This is a genomic window from Spirosoma endophyticum, from assembly GCF_900112365.1.
In the GTDB taxonomy this organism is placed as follows: domain Bacteria; phylum Bacteroidota; class Bacteroidia; order Cytophagales; family Spirosomataceae; genus Spirosoma; species Spirosoma endophyticum.
Map to the genome: position 1 here is coordinate 4,081 of NZ_FOLQ01000005.1, position 21,103 is coordinate 25,183.

General features: G+C 48.5%; 21 protein-coding genes and 1 pseudogene. 9 read left to right on the forward strand and 13 right to left on the reverse strand.

Features of this window, described 5'->3' with window-relative positions; all coding sequences use genetic code 11:
• Together BM202_RS14575 and BM202_RS14580 are read left to right on the forward strand one after the other, a co-directional pair.
• On the forward strand, nucleotides 1-162 hold a 162-nt coding region (locus BM202_RS14575), incomplete at its 5' end, for a DinB family protein (RefSeq protein WP_218160566.1).
• A gap of 403 nt (nucleotides 163-565) precedes the next feature.
• A complete protein-coding gene (locus tag BM202_RS14580; protein WP_093827307.1) occupies nucleotides 566-2,452 on the forward strand; it encodes a serine hydrolase domain-containing protein in 1,887 nt (628 codons plus the stop codon).
• Nucleotides 2,453-2,592: 140 nt separating this feature from the next.
• Here the strand turns inward: BM202_RS14580 and BM202_RS14585 are convergent, their stop codons facing one another.
• The 3 genes from BM202_RS14585 to BM202_RS14595 form a co-directional block, all read right to left on the reverse strand.
• On the reverse strand, nucleotides 2,593-3,102 hold the full coding sequence (locus BM202_RS14585) for a VOC family protein (RefSeq protein ID WP_093827309.1): 510 nt from the start codon (nucleotides 3,100-3,102) through the stop codon (nucleotides 2,593-2,595).
• A 165-nt stretch (nucleotides 3,103-3,267) separates the two neighbouring features.
• Complete coding sequence (locus BM202_RS38225; RefSeq protein WP_245776669.1) at nucleotides 3,268-3,474, reverse strand: nuclear transport factor 2 family protein; 207 nt, start codon at nucleotides 3,472-3,474, stop codon at nucleotides 3,268-3,270.
• Nucleotides 3,475-3,771: 297 nt separating this feature from the next.
• Nucleotides 3,772-4,311 carry a dihydrofolate reductase family protein gene (locus tag BM202_RS14595; RefSeq protein ID WP_093827311.1) on the reverse strand — a complete coding sequence of 180 codons (540 nt, stop codon included), beginning with the start codon at nucleotides 4,309-4,311 and terminating at the stop codon, nucleotides 3,772-3,774.
• Nucleotides 4,312-4,654: 343 nt separating this feature from the next.
• On the opposite strand from BM202_RS14595, the gene BM202_RS14600 reads away from it, so the two are divergent.
• On the forward strand, nucleotides 4,655-5,245 hold the full coding sequence (locus BM202_RS14600) for a carboxymuconolactone decarboxylase family protein (RefSeq protein WP_093827312.1): 591 nt from the start codon (nucleotides 4,655-4,657) through the stop codon (nucleotides 5,243-5,245).
• Between the two features lie 39 nt (nucleotides 5,246-5,284).
• On the forward strand, nucleotides 5,285-6,139 hold the full coding sequence (locus BM202_RS14605; protein ID WP_093827313.1) for a sigma-70 family RNA polymerase sigma factor: 855 nt from the start codon (nucleotides 5,285-5,287) through the stop codon (nucleotides 6,137-6,139).
• Nucleotides 6,140-6,381: 242 nt separating this feature from the next.
• Here BM202_RS14605 and BM202_RS14610 read toward each other — a convergent pair whose 3' ends face one another.
• Nucleotides 6,382-6,804: a BLUF domain-containing protein gene (locus BM202_RS14610; RefSeq protein ID WP_093827316.1), complete on the reverse strand. Its 423-nt coding sequence runs from the start codon at nucleotides 6,802-6,804 to the stop codon at nucleotides 6,382-6,384.
• Between the two features lie 336 nt (nucleotides 6,805-7,140).
• Nucleotides 7,141-7,347 carry a hypothetical protein gene (locus BM202_RS36665; protein ID WP_143100693.1) on the reverse strand — a complete coding sequence of 69 codons (207 nt, stop codon included), beginning with the start codon at nucleotides 7,345-7,347 and terminating at the stop codon, nucleotides 7,141-7,143.
• A gap of 390 nt (nucleotides 7,348-7,737) precedes the next feature.
• On the opposite strand from BM202_RS36665, the gene BM202_RS14615 reads away from it, so the two are divergent.
• Both BM202_RS14615 and BM202_RS14620 read left to right on the forward strand, forming a co-directional pair.
• A complete protein-coding gene (locus tag BM202_RS14615) occupies nucleotides 7,738-8,055 on the forward strand; it encodes a hypothetical protein (protein ID WP_143100694.1) in 318 nt (105 codons plus the stop codon).
• A 359-nt stretch (nucleotides 8,056-8,414) separates the two neighbouring features.
• A complete protein-coding gene (locus BM202_RS14620; RefSeq protein ID WP_093827320.1) occupies nucleotides 8,415-9,083 on the forward strand; it encodes a TetR/AcrR family transcriptional regulator in 669 nt (222 codons plus the stop codon).
• Between the two features lie 675 nt (nucleotides 9,084-9,758).
• On the opposite strand, the gene BM202_RS14625 is transcribed toward BM202_RS14620, so the two are convergent.
• Complete coding sequence (locus tag BM202_RS14625; protein ID WP_093827322.1) at nucleotides 9,759-10,178, reverse strand: hypothetical protein; 420 nt, start codon at nucleotides 10,176-10,178, stop codon at nucleotides 9,759-9,761.
• Between the two features lie 235 nt (nucleotides 10,179-10,413).
• Here BM202_RS14625 and BM202_RS14630 point away from each other — a divergent pair, with 235 nt between their 5' ends.
• Together BM202_RS14630 and BM202_RS14635 are read left to right on the forward strand one after the other, a co-directional pair.
• The gene (locus BM202_RS14630) at nucleotides 10,414-11,415 is read left to right on the forward strand and encodes an IS3 family transposase (protein WP_245776688.1); all 1,002 of its coding nucleotides are present in this window, start codon (nucleotides 10,414-10,416) and stop codon (nucleotides 11,413-11,415) included.
• A 50-nt stretch (nucleotides 11,416-11,465) separates the two neighbouring features.
• Nucleotides 11,466-11,807: a carboxypeptidase-like regulatory domain-containing protein gene (locus BM202_RS14635; RefSeq protein ID WP_262507690.1), complete on the forward strand. Its 342-nt coding sequence runs from the start codon at nucleotides 11,466-11,468 to the stop codon at nucleotides 11,805-11,807.
• Between the two features lie 417 nt (nucleotides 11,808-12,224).
• Here BM202_RS14635 and BM202_RS39065 read toward each other — a convergent pair whose 3' ends face one another.
• The 4 genes from BM202_RS39065 to BM202_RS14655 all read right to left on the reverse strand — a co-directional run bounded on the left by BM202_RS39065 (nucleotide 12,225) and on the right by BM202_RS14655 (nucleotide 15,117).
• Complete coding sequence (locus BM202_RS39065; protein ID WP_093827327.1) at nucleotides 12,225-12,563, reverse strand: alpha/beta hydrolase; 339 nt, start codon at nucleotides 12,561-12,563, stop codon at nucleotides 12,225-12,227.
• A 398-nt stretch (nucleotides 12,564-12,961) separates the two neighbouring features.
• Nucleotides 12,962-13,555, reverse strand: a complete 594-nt coding sequence (locus BM202_RS14645) for a DUF4142 domain-containing protein (RefSeq protein ID WP_177236593.1) — start codon at nucleotides 13,553-13,555, stop codon at nucleotides 12,962-12,964.
• 379 nt (nucleotides 13,556-13,934) lie between these two features.
• Nucleotides 13,935-14,516, reverse strand: a complete 582-nt coding sequence (locus tag BM202_RS14650) for a DUF6273 domain-containing protein (RefSeq protein WP_218160557.1) — start codon at nucleotides 14,514-14,516, stop codon at nucleotides 13,935-13,937.
• 79 nt (nucleotides 14,517-14,595) lie between these two features.
• On the reverse strand, nucleotides 14,596-15,117 hold the full coding sequence (locus tag BM202_RS14655; protein ID WP_093827333.1) for a DinB family protein: 522 nt from the start codon (nucleotides 15,115-15,117) through the stop codon (nucleotides 14,596-14,598).
• 315 nt (nucleotides 15,118-15,432) lie between these two features.
• Here BM202_RS14655 and BM202_RS14660 point away from each other — a divergent pair, with 315 nt between their 5' ends.
• Complete coding sequence (locus BM202_RS14660) at nucleotides 15,433-17,202, forward strand: arylsulfatase (RefSeq protein ID WP_093827335.1); 1,770 nt, start codon at nucleotides 15,433-15,435, stop codon at nucleotides 17,200-17,202.
• A gap of 306 nt (nucleotides 17,203-17,508) precedes the next feature.
• Here the strand turns inward: BM202_RS14660 and BM202_RS14665 are convergent, their stop codons facing one another.
• From BM202_RS14665 to BM202_RS37795, 3 genes and pseudogenes are all read right to left on the reverse strand, one after another.
• On the reverse strand, nucleotides 17,509-20,202 hold the full coding sequence (locus BM202_RS14665) for an ABC transporter permease (protein WP_218160559.1): 2,694 nt from the start codon (nucleotides 20,200-20,202) through the stop codon (nucleotides 17,509-17,511).
• A 3-nt stretch (nucleotides 20,203-20,205) separates the two neighbouring features.
• On the reverse strand, nucleotides 20,206-20,541 hold the full coding sequence (locus BM202_RS14670; RefSeq protein WP_093827337.1) for a PadR family transcriptional regulator: 336 nt from the start codon (nucleotides 20,539-20,541) through the stop codon (nucleotides 20,206-20,208).
• A 352-nt stretch (nucleotides 20,542-20,893) separates the two neighbouring features.
• Nucleotides 20,894-21,103 (reverse strand): annotated as a pseudogene (locus tag BM202_RS37795) (MFS transporter); the annotation flags it as partial.

The window sequence follows — 21,103 nt, forward strand, 5'->3', positions numbered from 1 at the left end:
CCCGACGAGAAACTTTTCGAGCAGGCGGAGTTTGTGGGGGGTAAAATTCCCAACTGGCGGTATCTGTACGCAATGGACAATCACATTATCCACCATCGCGGGCAGTGCATGGTTTACCTTCGGCTGAAGGGCGTAACACCCGAAGGCTACCTGGGCTGGTAGTCAATGGGTCCGTGTCAGTACTTATTGGGATAAGCATGTCATTGACCAGTTTTAACGAATGAATGACCAGTTGGTACAGGTCTGGGCGTGCAGTGTAGGTATGCTACTTAAATTTTGGACGACTATCATAAATTAGTACATTCTCAAAATACCCTCCAATTAAGCTATTGATTTGAGTAAGCAAATGGCTATAAGCCATTTGCGTTGATAACTTGTGACTACCGTTAATCGGGCGCAAAACTCAATTGGGTTTGACTCGTCTTTGCCAGCCTAGCGCTACAAATTCAGCGCCTATCCCCTTACTTTTTATGGAGGAAGTATCCGCGTTACTTGAGCGTCCCTTAACTTGTGTCCGCTTCCTCGTTGGCTCACCTCCCTGCGTTGACAACCATAACTTATCCATATGCTAAAACGGCTCTTTTCGCTCCTAACCCCTTTATGGCTGCTGATGGCCTGGCTAGACGCGTCCGCCCAACATGCGGCCGCGGCGCTCCCGGTTGACAAACTCTCCTTTCAGATTGACAGCCTTCAGAAAGCCCATCACATACCGGGACTTCAGGTTTTGATCTTTACCAAAGACTCCCTGCTTTATCAACGTAATGCCGGGCTGAGGAACCTCAAGACCAAGACGCCCGTTACCGCCCAAACACTCTTCCCGGTGGCCTCCATTACCAAGAGCCTGGTCGCCGTGGCCACCCTGATGCTGGTTCAACAGGGAAAACTGGCCCTTACCGACGAGGTGAAAAAACTGGTTCCCGACATTCCAATCGACAATCCCTGGCAAACCACTGACCCCGTCCGCATCGCTTACTTGCTGGAACACACCGCGGGCTTTGACGACTGGTCCATGAAAGCCTACGCCTATAACAACCCCACCATTTCCCTCCAGGAAGGCTTCACCATTGACCCACAAGCCCGGCGGACCCGGTGGCGCCCTGGTACGTTTATGGCCTACAGCAACGCGGCGCCACCCGTGGTCGCCCGCATCATTGAAACCAAAACGGGGCATGAATTTGAGTCTTTCGTGCGCCAGCGCATCTTTACCCCCCTGGGCATGAAGCGGGCCACCTTTCACCGGGACGGGGCGGCCCTGACCGACCTGGCGACGGGTTACGTGGGCAAGGACCAGCAGGAAGCGCCCTACTGGTACCTGCTGGCCAGACCGTCGGGGGGTCTTAACATCTCGGCTTTGGAGTTGATGCCCTTTGTCCAGATGCTGATGGGGCGGGGCTCCTTCCAGGGGCAACAACTGCTGTCACCGGCCTTGGTGGATCGGATGGAAACGCCAACCACGTCCTTAGCCAACCGGGCGGGTAGTCAACAGGGGTATGGCCTCCATAACTTCATTACGGCTTACCAGGGCCATCTGCTGCATGGGCATGACGGAGCGGGCATTGGTTTACGAGCGCACTATCTCTACCAGTCGGGTCTCAACCGGGGCATTATCTTCCTGATCAACACCGACGGTCCAGCCTTCTTCAAGCTCCGAGATGCTATTTTAAAGCTGGTCCTGCAAGACATCCCCGCACAACTCCCCCCGGAATACCCCTTGTCAGCGGCTCAAAAACAAACCTGGCTTGGCTATTACCGGCCAAGTCATTTTCGGATCGCTAAAACGGGCTGGTTTCTGGGTTTGACGGATCTGCTGCGTATTTCCGAGGAAGAAGGCAAGCTGGTGTTTTATGATGGGTTGGGCAGTAACCCGGTACGGCTGCGTCCCATTGGGGCCCATCGGGCACTGCGGCTGGAAAAACAGGGCTACACCCCGGAGCTAACCCTGGTGCAGGATGATCGTCACGAAGCCGTGTTAGTTCGCGCCTTTGGGGCGGGTATCCAGGCGAACACGGCCACCAAAACCTCGGCATTGGGTGCCTGGTTGCCCGTAGCGCTGGGCCATGTATGCTTACTGATAATTGGCCTTTGCGTTTTGCTGGGTTTTGGCTGGCTTGGCCGCGGGGTCTGGCTATGGCGAAAAGGCCGTCGGCTGAGTGCGCTGCCGGTTCGAATCAGTTTGTTTGTGTATGGACTCAGCTATGTGGTGATGCTCATCCTACTAAATGGGGAGGGCAATCATCTGGGTGTGGTTTCACCCCAGTCGATGACGGTCTTTGTCACCTCAGTACTGGGTCCGCTGGCCGCCTTGGGGGCTTTGGCTAGCCTGCTGGGCAGATACAAGCAGATTTCAGGTCGGTTTGACTGGCTGTTTATGAGTGTGGCGACCAGTTCAGCTATGGTAGTTGTGGGTTACCTGGGCGTTTGGGGCCTGATTGGCTTTCAGACCTGGGCCTAAGTTCATTGATTCACGTTCCCGTCCATCCGTATCCGTACGCGACGAATTGTATTTGACAGGTATTAAAGAAATACTGTCTTACATAAACGCTCCATTTCGCGAGAAGCTGATTTTCTAGTCGTGACCGCATACACCCATTTCTACGTTGGCTGCTGCATTTGTTCGATAGCGACCCATCCTTCTGGCGTGATGCCCATGATCTCGGTGACAACGCCCAACACTTGGTAGGTGTTGAAGAAAGCCATCCGCGCAATGGGATGGTCGACTTGGCTAATGAGTTCATAACCTTGTTGGCGCAATTCGCTGGTGACTCTGTCAAAATCGCCAACGGGCAAACGGTAGGCCAGATGCTGAGTGCCGCCGGCCGGATAGTGGGCGAGGTAGTCATGGAACATGCTTTGGCCCGAAACACGCTGGATGAGTTCGATGAATACGCCTCCGTTATAGGTCTGGGTGGTCAGCCATTCACCGCCTACGACCTGGCCGTAATAGGTCATGCTCAGATCCTGAGCGCGAACCTGTTCAGGCTTAGGAAAGCCAGCGATGCCTAAAACGTTGGTCAGGAATTTTACCGTAGCGTGAATATCGGGGACTACCCAGCCAATTTGGGCCAGTTCAAGTCCGGCCATGGGGTTATTGATGCTATTCATAGTTGTTTGCCGTTCGGTTCTTGGTGGGACAACGTTAAACGGGACAGATTTCTCACCTCAGCGGTATTAGCGCCAGTTAGGAGGGCCATTGGCGACTACTTTAGGCGTTGTGCAACCCCCACGCCCCATTTGTTGATGTTTCATTGAATCATGTCAGAATTAAAGCTACTGCTGAAAGGTATTGGTCACCAGTTCCGTATCCATATACTCATTGATCGCCCGTAGTTTACCATCTCCCATACAACATACCCAGCAGTAGCGATTGTTATACAGCTTGCCATCAGGCGTCATGTTATTACCCATTGCTTCGACCACCACGTACTCCCCTTCCGCTATAATATGCCTAGCAGTCGCCTTATAAGGGGGACGCAAAGTCGTCTTCACCGACCCTCATAGCTCATTCACTACGGCCTGTTTTCCCTGAAAGGTCTTTGCCCATTGACCACTGCCCATCCACCTCCATTGCATATCCTAGGCCATCGCGTCCAGAAAGGGCTGATCATTGCCCTTGGCTAATTCAGAGAAAATCTTTTCCAACAATTGTTTATTCTCAACGGCGCTCATAATGGATCAATGAATAGCGTAAAAGGCGATAAGTGATGACCAGACAATGGGTACAGCTTAAGGGGCCTTTTCTAGGTGGTTATTGAGCCGCATAATGCAGCGTCACTACCCCGAAGCGAGCGTTTTTGAGGCTAATAACCTCAACTTATTGATGGGGGAAGAGCTGTCAAATAGCCGGATCCCTGCCCCAAGCAGGACCGGATGCAGCGTTAACTTGTATTCATCAATCAGGCCCAGATTCATGAAACTTTTGGCTAGGCCAGGGCTGCCGAAAATCACCAGGTCTTTGCCGGGTTGCTGTTTGAGTTGGGTGATCTGATCAACTACGTTGTCTTTGATCAACCTCGTGTTAAGCCAGTCCACACTGGGCAGGGTAGTGGAAAAAACGATTTTGGGAATCTGCTCCACCCATCGGGCATGGTCAAGTTCGGGTTGGCTGGCCGTTGGATCGGCTAGAACGGTAGGCCAGTAGCCTGCCATTAACTGATAGGTACGCTTGCCATAAATCGACGTGCCTACGGTTTTTACCAGTTCATCGGCGAATTGTTGGAGCTCCTGATTGTAGGATAAGAAACCCAAGTCGCCGTGGCTGTCGGCGGCAAAGCCATCTAGGGAGATGTGGGCGAATACAACTAACTTTCTCATCTTGTTGATTGACGGTCACAAAGCTAGGACTGCTTTAGGAAAGGAACCCATGCGGAATGCGACAAATCAAGGGGGCTATTAAGCCATTTTACTGGTCAGTGAGCCAACTGTTTGATGTTAGCACTCGATGAGGTTTGGTGTTGCCTCTACCTCTCTTCTATGAGGCAAAGTTGGTTGCTTCACTGGGGACTCTTTTCAACGGCTTTCTCAAAAAAGGCTGACTTTAATATCTGACCAGTGGTCCGCCACCGCGGCTCAATCCGTATGATACGGATTGAAAAAACTTGATCTATGTTGTCACAAAACGAGTGGTAGCCGGTCTTAGCTTAAAACGCTAACGCCAATGGATACCCCGTTTCTGACTCCTATTGAAAAGCCCAAGAGCTTACTCTGGAAACTACTTTATTTCTTCACCCGAAAACGCTTCGGTAAAGTCGTCACCCCCCTGAAAGTGATGGCCGTTCGGCTCCCCGTCGCCTTTGGCTCGTTCTCCGGTAAAATTGCCCAGCTCGACAAAAAGCTCAAACTTCCTGCCGAAACGGTTATGCTGGTTCGGGAACGGGTGGCTCAACTCAATGTTTGCCTTTTCTGTATCGATATGGGCCGGGCTTACTCCATCATGGCCGCCATGAATCAGGCTAAGTTTGATGCCTTACCTGACTATGCTCGCAGTTCACTATTTTCGGAAAAAGAAAAGGTGTTGCTCGATTTTGTCACCCGACTAACCCGGGACCGCCAGATGGAAACCGAGCTGTTCGCTAAATTGGCGCAGCATTATGACGAGCGCTCAATCTGTGAGATTGTCTGGATTGTAGCCTCTGAATTTTACTACAACATGGGTAATATTGGTCTCAATATTCACTCCGACATGATCTGTGAAATAGCGCAGAAAAAAGCCATTCCTGATGCTACTGAAGTAGCCGCTACGGTGTAAATAAAATAACTGGCCCTGTTGCCCATCGTTTAACTGCTTATGGTGATCACAACGCAAATCCTTCAGCTCCGTCCTTACCTGTTTCGGATTGCCTATGATATGCTGGGTAGGATTGAAGAAGCGGAAGACATCGTTCAGGATGTATACGAAAAATGGATGTCGGTGGATAGCGTCAAGGATGCAAGAGCCTACCTGGGACGCATGACGATTAACAAAAGTATTAACCGGCTTCAGGAGCTAAAGAAGCAACAGGAAAGCTACCCAGGTCCCTGGCTACCCGAACCCTATATCACTCTGGATGCGGAACAACCGCCGACCCTAGAATACGGCCTGCTGTTTCTCTTGGAACGGCTTAATCCGATGGAACGAGCGGTATTTATCCTGCGGGAAAGCTTTTCGGAAGATTACCGTAGTATCGCTCAACTCACCGGCTTCTCGGCCGACAACTGCCGCCAGCTGTTGCACCGGGCGCGGACAAAACTGACTTGTGACAAACCTCAGTTAGTAGAGCCCGCGACCCAGCTTGCCCTTACGCAGGCGTTCTTGGTGGCTTTACAGCAGCAGGATCGCGATTCACTCAATGAGTTACTTCGATCCGATATTGACTTATTCAGCGATGGAGGAGGCAAACGGGCCGCTGGCCTCAAGCCCCTGTTTGGTCTTCAGAAGGTGTTACGTTTTTTGTTAGGTGTGATGCAGTTGGCAGAAAATCAGGGTGAAGGATATGTCCACCGACCCGCTTTTGTCAATGGGCAACCTGGTTCCCTGATTTTTCACCGAAACACCGGTGAGCTGGACTCGATGACCTACATTGGTTGTAATGCTACTCAAATCACTCGCTTGTTATACATGCGCAATCCCGATAAACTACACATTCGAGCTGGCCTCTCCTAATGGCTATTTCGCTTACAGTAGGAAACGGGACAAATCTATCCCGTTCTCATTAAACCCTCCCACAGGAGACGAAAGTGTGCCTAAAATTCGGGCGTTTCATTCGACATTGTCTACTTTTCGTACTTCCTAGAATAGTACAAACAGTAGCATGACGCCAAGACAACACGAACACTCGTAGTGTATACCACCTGCTTGCATTTTAACCCCGCTTCGCACAGGAATAGAAAATCCTTTTTTTAATCTCAGTTGCGGTAATTATTTAAATAGAATGTCTGTAATACAGATAGAATGACATTATCCTGCTTCAATGCTGGTAAGGTTGGATCACCAATGAAGGGAACTTGATCTTTTATACGGCCAAGCTCATTAGTTGATAAACTTATATAACCCATTGACCACTCGGAAAAGGAGCGTTTCTCGATCGGATGACTGAAGAACTGGATAATGCTGGTATGCCGAGGGTCTTGTCTAATCGTATTGTACAACGTTTTCACTTGTTCTTCCTCCCCTTCCAAGACTTGGATGATAGACCCATTGAAGTACAGCATAACCCCCGTAATGCCTAACAAGCTGTTGCTTTGTCGACTGTGTTCCAGGATGCTGGTTAATTGTACTTCGGAAAATAATCCTTTTGACGCACTGATGTACACAATACAATATTCCATTTGACTTCACGAACGTATCGTAAGATGGTTTTACAAAAGATAATAGATACAGGCAAAAATAGTAAATAAATATTTATAAAAACTTAAAAATGGTTACAAATAAGATTTAAAAGTAGAAGCTCCGAAGTTTGAAAAAGGATCGAGAACGTTTGGTACTTTACTTCCTAAAGTACCAAACGTTCAGGTAGCTGAGAAGCTATTAAAAGATTATTGACTTAATCTCGTATTACGCTCCTACACGAAACACAATACTTCAATCAGTAACTGCCGGGTGCTTGAAAGTAGAATGTCCAGAAATTATGTAAAATGCGACTGAACACTTGATATAAGCTGAAACTAACTAATGATCTCGGCACCCGTACGGCAACCAGGCCCGTCTTTAGCTGTTATGGGATTATGAAGTGAGCAAACGTAGACAACAAACAGGAAGTCGAAAGGAGCGAAAATTAAAAAAGCCTGAACCATTAGGGTCCAGGCATAGAGGAAGGAAATCGAATAGGCTGATAGTTGCTGGCTGAGCAGCTTGATCAGAGATACTATCACAAAGCTAGTTATTCGGACTTTTGTCTATTTTCTAAAGTAGTGAACGGCGGAGAATTGGTAGTGAACGACAAAGATTGATTGATAAAGCTGTTTTCTGAGTGGCGTATGGCATCTGGATAAGGATGCGGTAACGCCTTCTCTAGTGAAATAATTCTTTACTTATTAATACCCAGACGTGCAAACCGAGGGTAAGCTCATTGTCTTGCCTAATCAATACCTTACTAACCATATGTTACCGAATATTATTTAAATTGACCAAGAATCTACATTTAATAATCACTATTACTAATTAGTAAATAAATAGTTTTAACAAAATACGTATAAATCTATTTAATACATTTTGATCAACTAGATTATATGAACTTGCTGTCTATATATCCCCCCCTTGGTATGTACCAGTATACATACCCAACTTTTACAGACGCTCCTCAACAGATCTGTATCCATTTCCTGACTCCGGACCAGAAGGAAGCCTTCTTAAGCTATCCTAATCACCCAAAACCCAAAGCGGCCCAGCTTGTCGACATCAGGTGGTTCGAGTCAGTTGAGTTGGTCAAGCTGGATGGCCAACCTCAGCTGATGCACTTTTTAGAGAATATACTTCCCAGCTGGTTCAATAAGCCTTCGGCGAACATGATCCCACTTGAATCCATCGCCAATGAGCGGACAAAGTATGGGGTCAATGTACTAAGTATTGCTTTTGGTTAGCCTGCGCTCATAGTTACAATTTAAGACATAATTGTGCTAATCCTTATCCATAAAGATTTTTGGCGTCTGGCTGATTGACAAGGCTAAATAATGGGTGCCTGACTAGCTTTAGGGGAGTTGGGAGATTGTGTCAGCCATCGGTGGCTTAACCTTCCTTAACCAATAGCGTCTATGTTACCCTCACCAGCTTGGCTAATTAGGTAGCCATCTGCTCTGCAATTTGTGTTACTATGTGTGTTACTACGTAGGAATTATTATCTCTTAGGAGGTAATGAAGATTAATTATTTTAAAACATTAGTGACCTTAATGAACTTAAAGAGTCTAATAACTTAAATATGATGATTTACTCAACCTGTTCATGGAAAAACTACAGCGCAACCGAGCTGACACCTCCCAACGTATTGTAGACGCTTTAGAACAACTATTAGCTCAGAAAGGCTTGCCAGGGGTTGGTATAGGGGCTATTGCCGAGAAAGCTAATGTCAGTAAAGTGCTTATATACCGGTATTTTGGTGGCCTGGAAGGATTATTGGAATACTATGTCAAGATGGGCCGTATCGTCCCTCATTACGACCCCGCCTGGCTGGACCAGATTCAGCCCACTAGCCCCGCAGCCTTAGCGCCTATCTGGTCAGGTCAGGCCTTACAACTTTTTCGGCGGATGCGGGCCTCCCGGGCTTCCCGAGAGTTGCTTAAGGCTGCCGTCACCGAAAAAGAGCCACTGGCTGAAACCATCAGCACCAGTCTGGATGCTGAGTTGACCCGGCTAACCCAGCAACTGGCCTTCCTTGAGGGCGGTGATCACCAGGCGATCTCGGCCGTGATACTGGGTGCGCTATCATTTCTGACCATCCAGGCGCAGAACGACCGGACAATGATGGGCATCGACCTGCGTAGCGAAACAGGCTGGAGCCGCCTTGAAGAGGCCGTCAAAGGGATTTATAAAGCTTTAGCCAAACAGGCATTAGATTCCCCTAAAATCCGATTAACGCTTAAAGCCGATCAGGCTGTGGTTAGTGCTTGGTAATAAAGTTTTTAAGCCCTGCCATATGCTGGAATCGGTCGCCAACTTGCAACCGGCTTGATATACCCCTTAGCCACATCTCATTAGGTGTGGCTTTTTTGCGGTTAATTTTTACTTATGAAGGGACTTGGTTTTTCCTCAAATGAGTGGCGTTGCGGACTAAAGTAGTCGGCCCGGTTAAAGTGACCGGGCCTAACCAATCCAGTCGTGTACCACCACCCTGTCCTGGCTAGACCTATAACTATTTGTAAGCAAAAAAGGATAAAACAGGATTGAAAAAGGGTAGCAATTGGTCCGATTTTAATGAATCTCTCTTATCTGAACTTGCTCCCTTTTAGTGGACATAAAAATTAAGGAACAATGTCCCGTTCCACGTCGGTGGGGACCGCGTTCTGAGAAAGAGGGTGCACTCAGCAAAGAGCCAAATTATAGGTGTGTAATCATCTTGTGAACCCCTCAATAAATGAATGACTAGTAGGACTAACCATCCCAGTAGAGCTGATGGTAAAAATCGTTTGCTCAACGATAGCATTCCTTTATGAAAATTGAGTAAGTAGGGGTCGGCTATCCAGCAAGCAAAAAGACCGTCTAGCTATTACTGAGACCTCGTTCTACTTAAGGCCAGATAACCCCACAAACCCCTCCGCTCAGGCGCTTCGAGGACTTGTCTCCCTACACCTAGTGCCGACTATAACTCAGCAACGCTTCCAGACTGTGCATTGCTTGAACCGAGGTCTGCAGGCCATGACCCATCCGGGGTAGCACCGTCACACTGCCCAACGAAGGCAAATACCGACGCGCCCGCTCCAGGGTCGCCTGATACGGGAAGAAACGATCCTGAGCCCCTAACAACATATCAAACCGGGGGGCTACCCGGCCTAACTCCTGTTTAGCCAGCGGTGGACTCCACCACGAACTAAACTCAAACGTATCCAGCGCATGCCGATGAAAGGCTATCAGCAACTGCTCCGCCTGATCAGGCAGTGGCGGATCTAAATGACTATACACCGCCTGCCGCAGAAACGTCCGTAGCGCGTCCGTCTGGGGCGATGAGGCGGCTAACTGGTAGTAGCGCAACAGCGAAAAAGACAGGCGCATGGGCTGAAACCCATCCGGATTAATTAAGATGGCTTGCTGGATGCGCTTGTCCTGAACCCCTAAAAGTGAGCCAGTGAAAAGTAGAGTAAAAAAAACTAACTTTCACAGGTTTATAAAAGGGAAATGAAAGCAGCACGATTCACCGAATCGCAGATTGTGGCGATTCTCAAACAGCAGGACAGCGGACAAACCGCTCCGGCGGCCCGGCGTCGCTCAAATCAGCCGGGAGCACGGCATTAGTGAAGCCACCTTTTACGGATGGAAAGCCAAATTCGGCGGTATGCAGGCTTCAGAAGTCAAACGGTTAAAAGACCTCGAAGAAGAAAATCGGCGACTCAAGAACGGGGCCGCCCGCGCGGATGTATGCCGAACTAAGTTTGCAAAACGATATCTTCAAAGAGGCCTTGCAAAAAAAGTGGTAGGGCCTACCGAGCGCAGAGCGTTGACCAAGTGGGTGATAACTGAAAAGAAGATCAGTCAACGCAAAGCCTGCCGTTGGGTAGGTCTCAGTCGTAACGCCTTGGTGGAACCAGTGGCTGTTAGTGAAAAAGATAAGGAGTTGCAAGGCCGGATCAAACAGCTAGCCAATCGCTATAAGCATTGGGGCTTGTTAAAGATTCACCGCAAATTGCGTAAGCAAGGTGAAATGGCTAATCATAAGCGGGTTAGACGCTTGTATCGACTGAGCGGGTTCAATTTACCACGTAAGTTAAAAAAGAGGTTACCTGAGGCCGTCCGGCAACCCTTGACCAAAGCGACAGCTTGTAACCAGTGCTGGTCGCTGGACTTTACGTCCGATAGCCTAACCGACGGCCGTAAATTTCGGACGCTGAATGTGATTGACGATTATAACCGGGAAGCCTTAGGTGTCGAAGTAGATTATTCTCTACCCGCCCAGCGAGTCACTCGGCTACTGGATCGGTTAGTGGACCGCTCCGGCAAACCGGAGCGGTTAAGGAGTGATAATGGCCCTGAGTTTATCAGTCAGGCTTTGCAGGATTGGTGTGCAGATAAGGAAGTAGTTCTACATTGGATCGAGCCGGGTAAACCGACTCAGAATGCCTACATCGAACGCTTCAATGGTACGTTCCGTCGAGAAGTGTTAAATGCCAATATGTTTAGGAGTCTGGCGCATGTGCGCCGAACGGTGGATGAGTGGTTGGTCGAATATAATACGGAGCGACCTCATCAGTCATTGAAGTTTATGACGCCAGTCGAATACCGGCAGGCGGCTTAAACTCCAGTTAAAACTGGCTCACAAAAGGGGGTAAGGACAGAACCGTGACCGTGGAGGGAAGCTCAACCAAACTAGCTGATGTGCTAATCTCCATTAATGGCACTTCGTTCGGCACTTATTCCGATGCCAATGGTCAGTATAGGGTCAAACTTTCACCCGGTGAACAGCAACTTGTCGTTAGCGCGATTGGCTATCTTCCTCGCGAGGTACACGTTGATGACCAACAGGTAATAAATATCAGTCTACAACTTGATCCCCTCACTTTACCTGAGCTAAAGGTGACAGGCTATATTGTGCCGCAATATTCACGACGCATGAAGAAAGCTCTACGAAAGCGTCAGAGACAGCCGACAACTCACTTTGAAGTAGATTCCTTATTGCTCAATAAATAGGGAGTACAGGCAACTACTTAACATAAGCGCAGTGGCTGTTGCAAAAGTCTGACTGGATTCTAAACGCCTAGCTAACCCCCTTGTTTTCGGTGGAAAAACCATCCCTAAAGTGGCCTCTCTGCGGGGTAGCCAATGGCCGATAAGACTTTTGCAACAGCCACTAAGATTATGTAAAGGGAGTATTCCATTGTGGAATGTAGTATACTTTCCATCTATTTATCGGAAATGATCAATTCTGTAGAGTATGCATGAGCAATCTGCCCAGTCGAATACCGGCAGGCGGCTTAAACTCCAGTTAAAACTGGCTCACAAAAGGGGGTAAGGACAGAACGAGTTGGTCAAGTGTTGTGAGATCGGCTTCCGACAGCACAAACGGTTTAGCGATTTGTCCCATGTCGGAAAGATAACTATTTTTATCTAACCATTAAATTGGAAGAGTACTAGTTCCTGCTTAATAAATTGTAAGAAATTCGTTGCGCCTCCGGTCCTGGCTGCTTTTCCACCAATCCTAGGGAAGGCAGTAGGGGTAAAATCTAGGGTCCGATTGGTATTGTGAATAGCCACAATAATCATTGACGGCAGTCGGGCTTTCTCTGGATTAGATAGAAACTCCATCATCTCAGCTACATACCCGAAATGGCTTCCTCCATCCAGTAGATATAATACTGGGTAGGCGTTAGATGACCCCTCATAGCCAGTGGGCAAGTGAATCCATATTGGTCTTTGCTCCTGCAAAATCTGGGAGGACAGGGTCAACGACTTTTGATTCGGTTTGGAAGCGGTTCATTAACCTGGGCTAATATGTGATGCGCTAAAAAGCATAAGATTACGCCAACGATTGATGGTATTGACCTTATAATACTTTTAGGTTTCATCCTTTAAATAATGTCTTACTGGTGTATAATTTCTCGTATGTGCTAGCTAAAGCAGGCGAAGTCAGACTACATACTTGTACATTATCTATCTCAAGTAATGCTCCTTTCGCCAGATATTTGGTCGCTTTTTTCTTGGTAAGTGACACTTGATCCACCCCAGTCCTTTTCGGTATAGTATCCGTCTATAACTGTTAAGCCCGCACATCGAATTCTGAAGTGATAGTAAATAAAAAAGCCATACCTAGTGGGTATGGCTTTGAACAAGAATTCCTGCTCACTTTAGGCCGCCCCACCGAGCTGACTTAAAATCTGTTTAGTTAAGGCAACGTGTTCTTTAAACACGGCCAGGGCTAAGGTCGCCAAGTGCCGCGTCTGACTTTCAGCCGGACTGGTTTTACCCATCGAGTTCTTGAGGTAATTTTGAGCTAGATCCCGCAGAAACTCATGGTTCTCGAGTTGTGCCTGAATATAAGCTTTGTCAAAAGCAGCCCCCGTCGTTGTCTTGATTTTGGCCAGCGTAGCCTGAGCCTTAGCATTCATGGACGGTACTGGAGTGCCCAAGTCTTTAAGCACAGAGGTTACCGCCTTGGCTTCTTCCAATTCAAAGCCCGCAAACTCCTTGGCATATTTGTTGGTGGCTTTGCCCACGGCAATCTGGCTGGTGACCAGCGAAAGCTCCGCGGGACCAATCACGCCCTGACGAAATTCTTTTTCCGTAGCCGCCGTAGGCGAAGCTTGTAAAGGAGTGGCCGCTTCTGATGTGAGTGACGTGAACAGGGAGGCCATTAAAGGCATGCCAGCACTTAGGGCTAGCGTACTGGTTACCGACCTTTTAAAGAACTCTCGGCGGGGTGTTGTCTGAGTAGGTTTCATAGTCATCAGTTTGGATGAATTTGGTAAAAAGTATACAAGGTATAGAAACGGACCTGAACATATACGGTTGGTCGTCTCTTTTAGATCTATGGTATACGAGCCATAATCTGACACGTACTATTTAGAACCATCCATTGGGGGACTATGAGTAACTCAACCGCCCGGCGGCCTCGGACGGTACTCAGCGTTTTTTGATCTGTATTCACTACCTGGACTTGCTATCTTTTTTAGGACGGTCAGAGAATGTCCAAATCATATGCTTGTAATAATCTCTTAATACGCTCCCGTGCGAGACGAATGAGCGTTCATGTATCTGCTTCAAAATGGGGGCGTCTTGTGAGTTAATTAAAAGGATTTGTATTGCACACCATCGCAAGCATTAATCCTCCAGCCGTAACCATAGGGCTGGACGAATACCACCACCATCTCTGGGCCTGCCGAAAACGCCATTGCCACGCACATAAATATGGCCATGTTTGGTAATACTCGCACCCGTTCGTCCGTAATAACCCGGCGAACGAAGCCGCCACCCAAGCAAGTCGGTACCGTAGCGGGCTTGTCGATTAATGTTGTTTGGGTCGTCAATGAGCCAAGTTTGCCCCCCTTTATGATTCAGCTTTGCCTGGCTATCGCCAAAATACCGGCAAGCCTCTTGCAGGCTAAGTAAGAATAGGTGGTCGGTGGTATCTGGACCCCCTGCTGTATTGAACCACGGGTTGTCAATATTCTTATTTGTCACCTGAATGATTTTTGCTTGCTCCTGGGGGCTAAATGAACGGAAGAATTCCTGATTGAGGTATTGCCTCAAGGCACAATCTGCCCAAGTTATATTGACAAACTGTTGATGATACCAGCGCAGCTCCACGATATCTTGGGTAATAATCAGCGCTCTTTGCCCCTCTTCAATGGCAAGTACCCGCCATGTGAACAGGCCAAAGCTGACTAGGTCGTGTTTTATCATTCTTACCATGCCTGTTTGGCTAGCACTCTATTCAAAGCAGCCCTATAACGCTCCCCCTTGTGACAAAGGAGTCTGTAACTTAATTTAATCGTAGGCCGAAATCGTGACGTTTATCCACTACGCGCTTGATGAGCCCAAGCTGGCCACAGTGGTACATGGTGTGCTTAATATTCCAATCAATGGCCTCTCGTTTGGTGGTGGCGATGGGGTGAGCCGTTGGGGTTGGTTCCAATGGATCATCTAGTTCCGAAGCCTGCAGCGTCGCCAGAATCGCTAGCGACTTTTGTTGCATGAGGAGTAAATGCTTTTCCAATTTTGCTGAATCTACTTTGCCTAGGGATTGCACAGGGACGGCTACGGTGAACCACTCACTGTAGTCTCGGATGGGAAGTTGCTGGAGGATATCCATTTGATGGCCCCGAATCACCATAATGGAATGGAAATAGTGACTGATAATCAAATGACCAATCTGCCAAACAATACTTGACTCTAGGGTTGGAGGAATGATGGTCCACTTATCGCGCGGCACGGTCTCCACCAGCTTATTAATCCATTGATAGGCATTGGCGGTTTGGTCAATCAACATCTGGGTTTCAGTCATCCGAAGCGAGCGAGTTTAACGTAGCCGAAAAGCTATTATTTTCTAGTTGGCTAAGTTATGGTAACTAGGTGAAAAGATAGCGTGAGCCCATTTAGGAATGCCGCTTTTGACGGGTTGACATGAATGGTTTATTCTAAACGTTTCTCGCTAAATCGATCCCATACGAGACAAAATCACTTTCTGTTAACAGCCCTACCAGGACGCTTAAATAAACAATTTAAAGTAGCAAAAGAGGCTGATTGCTCTTTTAACGTGGTAAACCTCAAGCGCTAAATCGTCATCAACCAGCCTGGATTCACATGCTACTTTTCTGCGATGAAAACCATTTATTGGATAGTTATAACTGCGCTGCTCATCGGCGCATGGATCGCACGGGGGGCGGCTACCAGTTCGCCACCAGCCGCTGCCAAACCCAACGTAGTGTTCATCCTGACCGACGACCAGGGTTGGGGCGACCTAAGTCTCCATGGGAATCGCTGGGTGGAAACGCCCACCCTCGACCGGCTAGCCAACAGCGGAGCCCAGTTCGAGCGGTTTTTTGTCAGCCCGCTTTGTGCCCCCACCCGCGCCAGCCTGCTCACGGGTCGCTACCACCTGCGCACCGGAACGGTTTCGGTCACCCAGGGCTGGGAACGCATGCGGAGCACTGAACTCACCCTGGCCGAGGTCTTCCGCCAGAACGGCTATGCCACCGGCTGTTTTGGCAAATGGCACAACGGTGAACATGCGCCTGAAGATCCCAATGGGCAGGGATTTGATGAGTTTCTGGGCTTTTGCGGGGGCCACTGGAATAACTACTTCGATACCGACTTGCAGCATAACGACCGTATGGTGTCCACCCACGGATTTATCACCGACGTACTGACCGATGCGGCGCTGACCTTTATGAGTCAGCATAAGACCCGCCCTTTCTTCTGTTATGTGCCCTTCAATGCCCCCCACAGCCCCCACCAGGTGGCCGACCGGTATTTTGATAAGTACAAGGCTAAAGGCTTGGACGATGAGCAAGCCAGTATCTACGGCATGGTTGAAAACGTGGATGATAACGTGAAACGGCTGTTGGCAAGACTAGACCAGCTGGGTTTGACCCAAAACACAATTGTTGTCTTTGCAACCGACAATGGCCCCAACGGCCACCGCTTCAATGGGAAGATGAAGGGCATCAAAGGATCGGTCGACGAAGGTGGCGTGCGCGTGCCGCTGTTCGTGCGATGGCCGGGAAAGATACGACCCCAAACCTGGATTCGGCCTAATACCGCTCACATCGATCTATTACCGACGCTAGTCGTCTTGTGTAGTTTGCGCTTCGTACCCCTCAACCCCATCGATGGCCGCAGTCTGGCGGGTAATCTGTTGGGCCAGACCGATACGCTGCCTGATCGCATGCTGTTCACGCACGTTGGCGGGATGAGCGCGGGTGGGCTTCCTGCTGAGCCAGGTTCTATTCGAACTTCTCAGTACCGGTTGGTACTAGAAAAAGAGCAGACCCGCTTGTACGATATGCTGGGCGATCCTTCGCAGTCGACGGATCTGGCCGCTGGGCAGCCCCAGCAGGTACGAACACTGCAAGCGGCCTACGAGCGATGGTTTGGGGACGTGTGTCAGACGATACGCCCTTCCCGGCCTGTGCCGGTGGCCGCTCGACGAGTGTTGTTACAGGCCCCGGAAGCCCATTTTACGGGTAAGGTGCGCTATAAACAGGGCAACGGCTGGGCTAATGACTGGCTCATTAACTGGCAGTCACCCGCTGATTCAATTTGGTGGGATGTTGAAGTTGAGCGACCAGGGGTGTATCAAATGAGCCTGCAATACACCGCTGGAGAAGCCGCTCTTGGCACGCGACTGACCCTTACGGCCGGTACAAAGACGCTGCAACAAACCCTACAAACCAGTTTCGACCCGCCCCTAAAACCCAGCCCCGACCGGATTCCTCGGAAAGAAGTGTATGAAAAGCCTTGGGCCTGGCTGGGTTTAGGAAAGCTTAAGCTACCTGGTGGCCATCATCGAATTCTGTTGCAGGCAAGTTCGGTCCCGCATGGCCAAGTGGCAGATGTTAAAGCCTTATTGCTTACGGCCCTAGAGTAATCTACTAACAGAGCCTGATTAGCTGGTTTCTTGCTGAAAATAGTACTATTTGGTATGTGACTGATTGAGTTTGACAGATCGTAAAAAGCAAGTATCTCGCAAAAACGCTCCTACTTGAGATACCTCATAAAGCCATCAAGTCAATATCTTATCGCTTACACCGCACCACTGCAGCCACATTTGTTAGCAACAGGTGTCCTTCTTCTCGCAACTTGTCGTCGGTCGTTACATTCTCGTCATGGTGTCGCGAACTGGAATTAATGGTCTCGTCATCGTCATAACCCACCCATGAATTGTTTACCGTTTTCACTCGGCTTTTAAAACCTTTACCGGTTCAATTTGCCCGGCTCGAATGGTTTGGGACAGGACAGTCAGAAGCCCGACTAGGGCAACCGAAATAAAGCCTATACTTATATTGATAAGACCCAAATCAAGATAACTGCCCAGTTCTTTTCGTAGTAAATCACCACAAAACAAGCCCCCTGGAACACCAATAAGGCCGGCAAGTAGCATAAGAATGCCAAAATTCCTGGTAACTAGCCACACCAATTTTATATTGTTTGCGCCTAATATTTTTCGTATACCCAGTTCTTTCGTGCGCGTTTCTACCGAGTAACTGGCTATGCCTAAAATGCCTAAAGCCGCAATGATCATCACAATCAGGGCAGAGCCTCCCAAAATTTCCATTTCTCCACTGATTTCTCCATTGATTTCTCCTGAATAACGATACTTTTTTAGGTTATAAAGATTGGCCGTTTTCTGGGAGAAATGGTCTTTCCATACCGATTGAATGGCCTTGGTCGCTTCCACTTCTGTACTTGGCTTAATTTTTATGGTCAAGGTGGTTATTTCACTGGGCAAATACCGATAAAGTAAAGGGAGTTGTTGGCCGATAATCTCATTGGGTAGGATGCCAATGACTTGTACAGAGGCCGAGTCCAGTAAGAGATTTTGCCCCACTAGGGTCGCCGATTTAGATGCCAATAATTTTGCGGCAGCTTCATTCACCAACACATATTGCTCCGTACGTTGGGGCATATTTTTAGGAAAATTTTGCCCAGCTAGTAAGCGGATACCTTCGGTTTCAATGGTGCGTGGGTCAATACTGACGTAATTTATTGCCAGCGTTTTATCGTTTAGCGTTACCGAATCTTTACCCAGTTTAATGGGCTCATAGTACCAGTTCGTGGCCAAAATCGTTTCTACCTGGCTTAGCTGACTTATTTCATTTTGCATGTTATGATAGTTTTCACCTTTTAAATCCAGTGTCAGCACATTGGATGGCACGGTTGAGCTGATGATTGCCTTGTTTTTCCGATCATAATCGGCTACTATAATAACCAATATCATAAACAGGATGGTCACCGAAAATTGAACGACGATCAACCCTTTGTAAACAGCAACTCCCCGGAACAGCTTTATAGTCTTCATCTTACGCAAAACCTGAATAGGCTCAAACGCTGACAATAGCCAGGCCGGAAGTGCCCCGGCGACTAAGCCCGTGATCAGGGCGTAGGTTATCAAGCCTACTAGTAAGGTTATATCCCAGGAGAATGTCACATCATCCATATCGGGTATATAGTGGGCTAAAATAGTAACACAGGGCACGGTAAAGGCCAAAGCAAACAGGGCAACCAGGGTCGATTCCATTAAAAATTGACCGATAACTTGTCCTCTTGTGGCGCCTATAGTTTTGCGAACACCTACTTCTTGCGCCCGGGAGAAAGCACGCGCCAATGCCAAACTAATATAATTGAAAGCCGCTAAAAGGGTTAACGATAGAATGATGACTAGCTGCGTTTTTACGTCTTCCCAACTCGTGCCCGCATGGGGGTTATTTTTAAGATCGATTTTTCCAGGGGTAATATCTTCGATGGGTTGTGCCAAAAATTGAAGATTGCTTTGATCCAATTTCCGATTATAGTGCTGGAGCGTTGCATTAAGTTGCTCTATATTACCGCCTAATTTTAATCGAGCATAAATGGCTGAACTCTTGAAGCCTCCCCAATCTTGTGAGATACTACTGATTGCCCCTTTTTTTTCAAGCAGTTCAGCAGCACGAATGGATAACATGGCCTCAATGGGCAGATGGGTTTCTAAAGGCGGGTCCTGGATTATTCCCCCAACGGTATAATAGCCTAAATTTTCAACTTGAACCGTATGGCCTACCACATTGGTGCTGCCAAATAGTTTCTCGGCTGTTTTTTGGGTTAACAAAAGGGTGGTGGAATTATTGGCAAGGCTTTGTGCAGTACCTGACAAGAGTTTAAAGCCAAACACATCAAAAAAAGAAGGCTCTGAAAATGTTATGTCGATAGGTACATCCCCCCTGTCGGTTTGCAGGTTATGTTTTCCGGCCAGGCGTACTTTTACCGTTTTCTCCACAAAGGAGACGCTGTCCAGTTGAGTCGCCAAGGGCAAGGGAGCGGTTGCCCAGTTGGTTTGTTCCCCCTCGGTTGTTTCCTGGGTAAGTATGCGTACGAGTTGATTGAATTTTGGATGAAAATGGTCGGTATCAAACGTGGCTTTCAGGCCGGTAAACAGAATAACACCAACGGCCATACTCAGGGACAAGCTCAGTATATTGACGACTGAAAAAAGTTTGTTTTTCCACAGGTTGCGCCAGGCGATTTTTACATAGCTGCGAATCATATCCGGATTAAGTAAAGGTGGCGAGGGGTATTCAGGGGTAAAGTAAGGGCGGGTGGTAGCCCGTCGGTTCGGGAAGGGCTCCTTTTGCCGGTTGGCCAGGCTGGCCACTCGACGCCGCAGGTAATAGGGTCGAATAACCGTCAGCGCTTCCAAGCCATACCAGAAGCGGGCTCGCCAGGAATCGCCTTGGCGGGCTCGCTGGGCAAATTGCTCGTGGAGATCTCCCTGCAACTCTTCCAGCAGATCAGGGGGCGTCAACCAACTGAGCAGGCGGTCGGCCCAGCGGGGCGGCCGGGCCGACGTTCGGCGCGGAGTCTGAGGGGTTGGGTCGGAGAAAGACTTGTTCATAGATTAGGAAAAGAAAGGGGTGGGTAAAGCCTCCCAAAATCCCATCCGGAGTTGACGCATCTCTCGAAGCACTTGCCCACCAGCTGCCGTCAGGGTGAATAAGCGTTTGCGCCGTCCACCCCGGGCCAGGGTAGCTCCACCTAATTCCGAGCCAACGAGGCCTTTTTCCTCCAGACGATACAAAACCACATGTACTCCCGTCACGGACGTGGTTCGCTGGGTGCGTTGCTTAAGTTCGTCGGCAATGGTGACGCCATAAGCTCCCGTTGGATGTTGTTGAAGCAGGGCCACGGCGAGCAAGACCAACTCTTCAAACTCGCCTAGGTAGGTTCGACTCATGCCAAATTAGCTAAGAATAAATATATTTCTTTAGCACTTGTTGAACAAATAGAGTGCCAATAATATTAAATAGTTGATTATCAGAAATATAGCCTGATTAATAGGGGTTAAATGTCCGAATTCGAACAAATGCTGTCCGGAATAGGTCACCATAAGACGTTTATATAACCTCGGATATACACATAGGAACATTCTCATAAAATGCTCCTATGTGAGACACAGGAGGATTCATGGTGCTGCTACTCAAACACGGCGTTTTTGGCGATAGACAAACTAGTTCAAGGAACTAGTTTGTCTTAGTCTGTAAAACCGTATGCCTTTAGATTTGCTCCGTGATAGGTAAGCAACAAGGTCAATGGATGGCTTTGACCCTGGCAACCAGTAGCGTAATTAATAGGCCCAGACAACCAATAAGGGCATACGAATACTGTAGGTTTGTTACCTCAGAAATATAGCCAATCGCGGGAGGGCCAAGCAGAAAACCAAAATAACTGACGCCTGAAACGAGGGCTAACGCCATGCCCGGCGCTACGGTTTTGCTCTGGCCAGCTACGGAATAAAC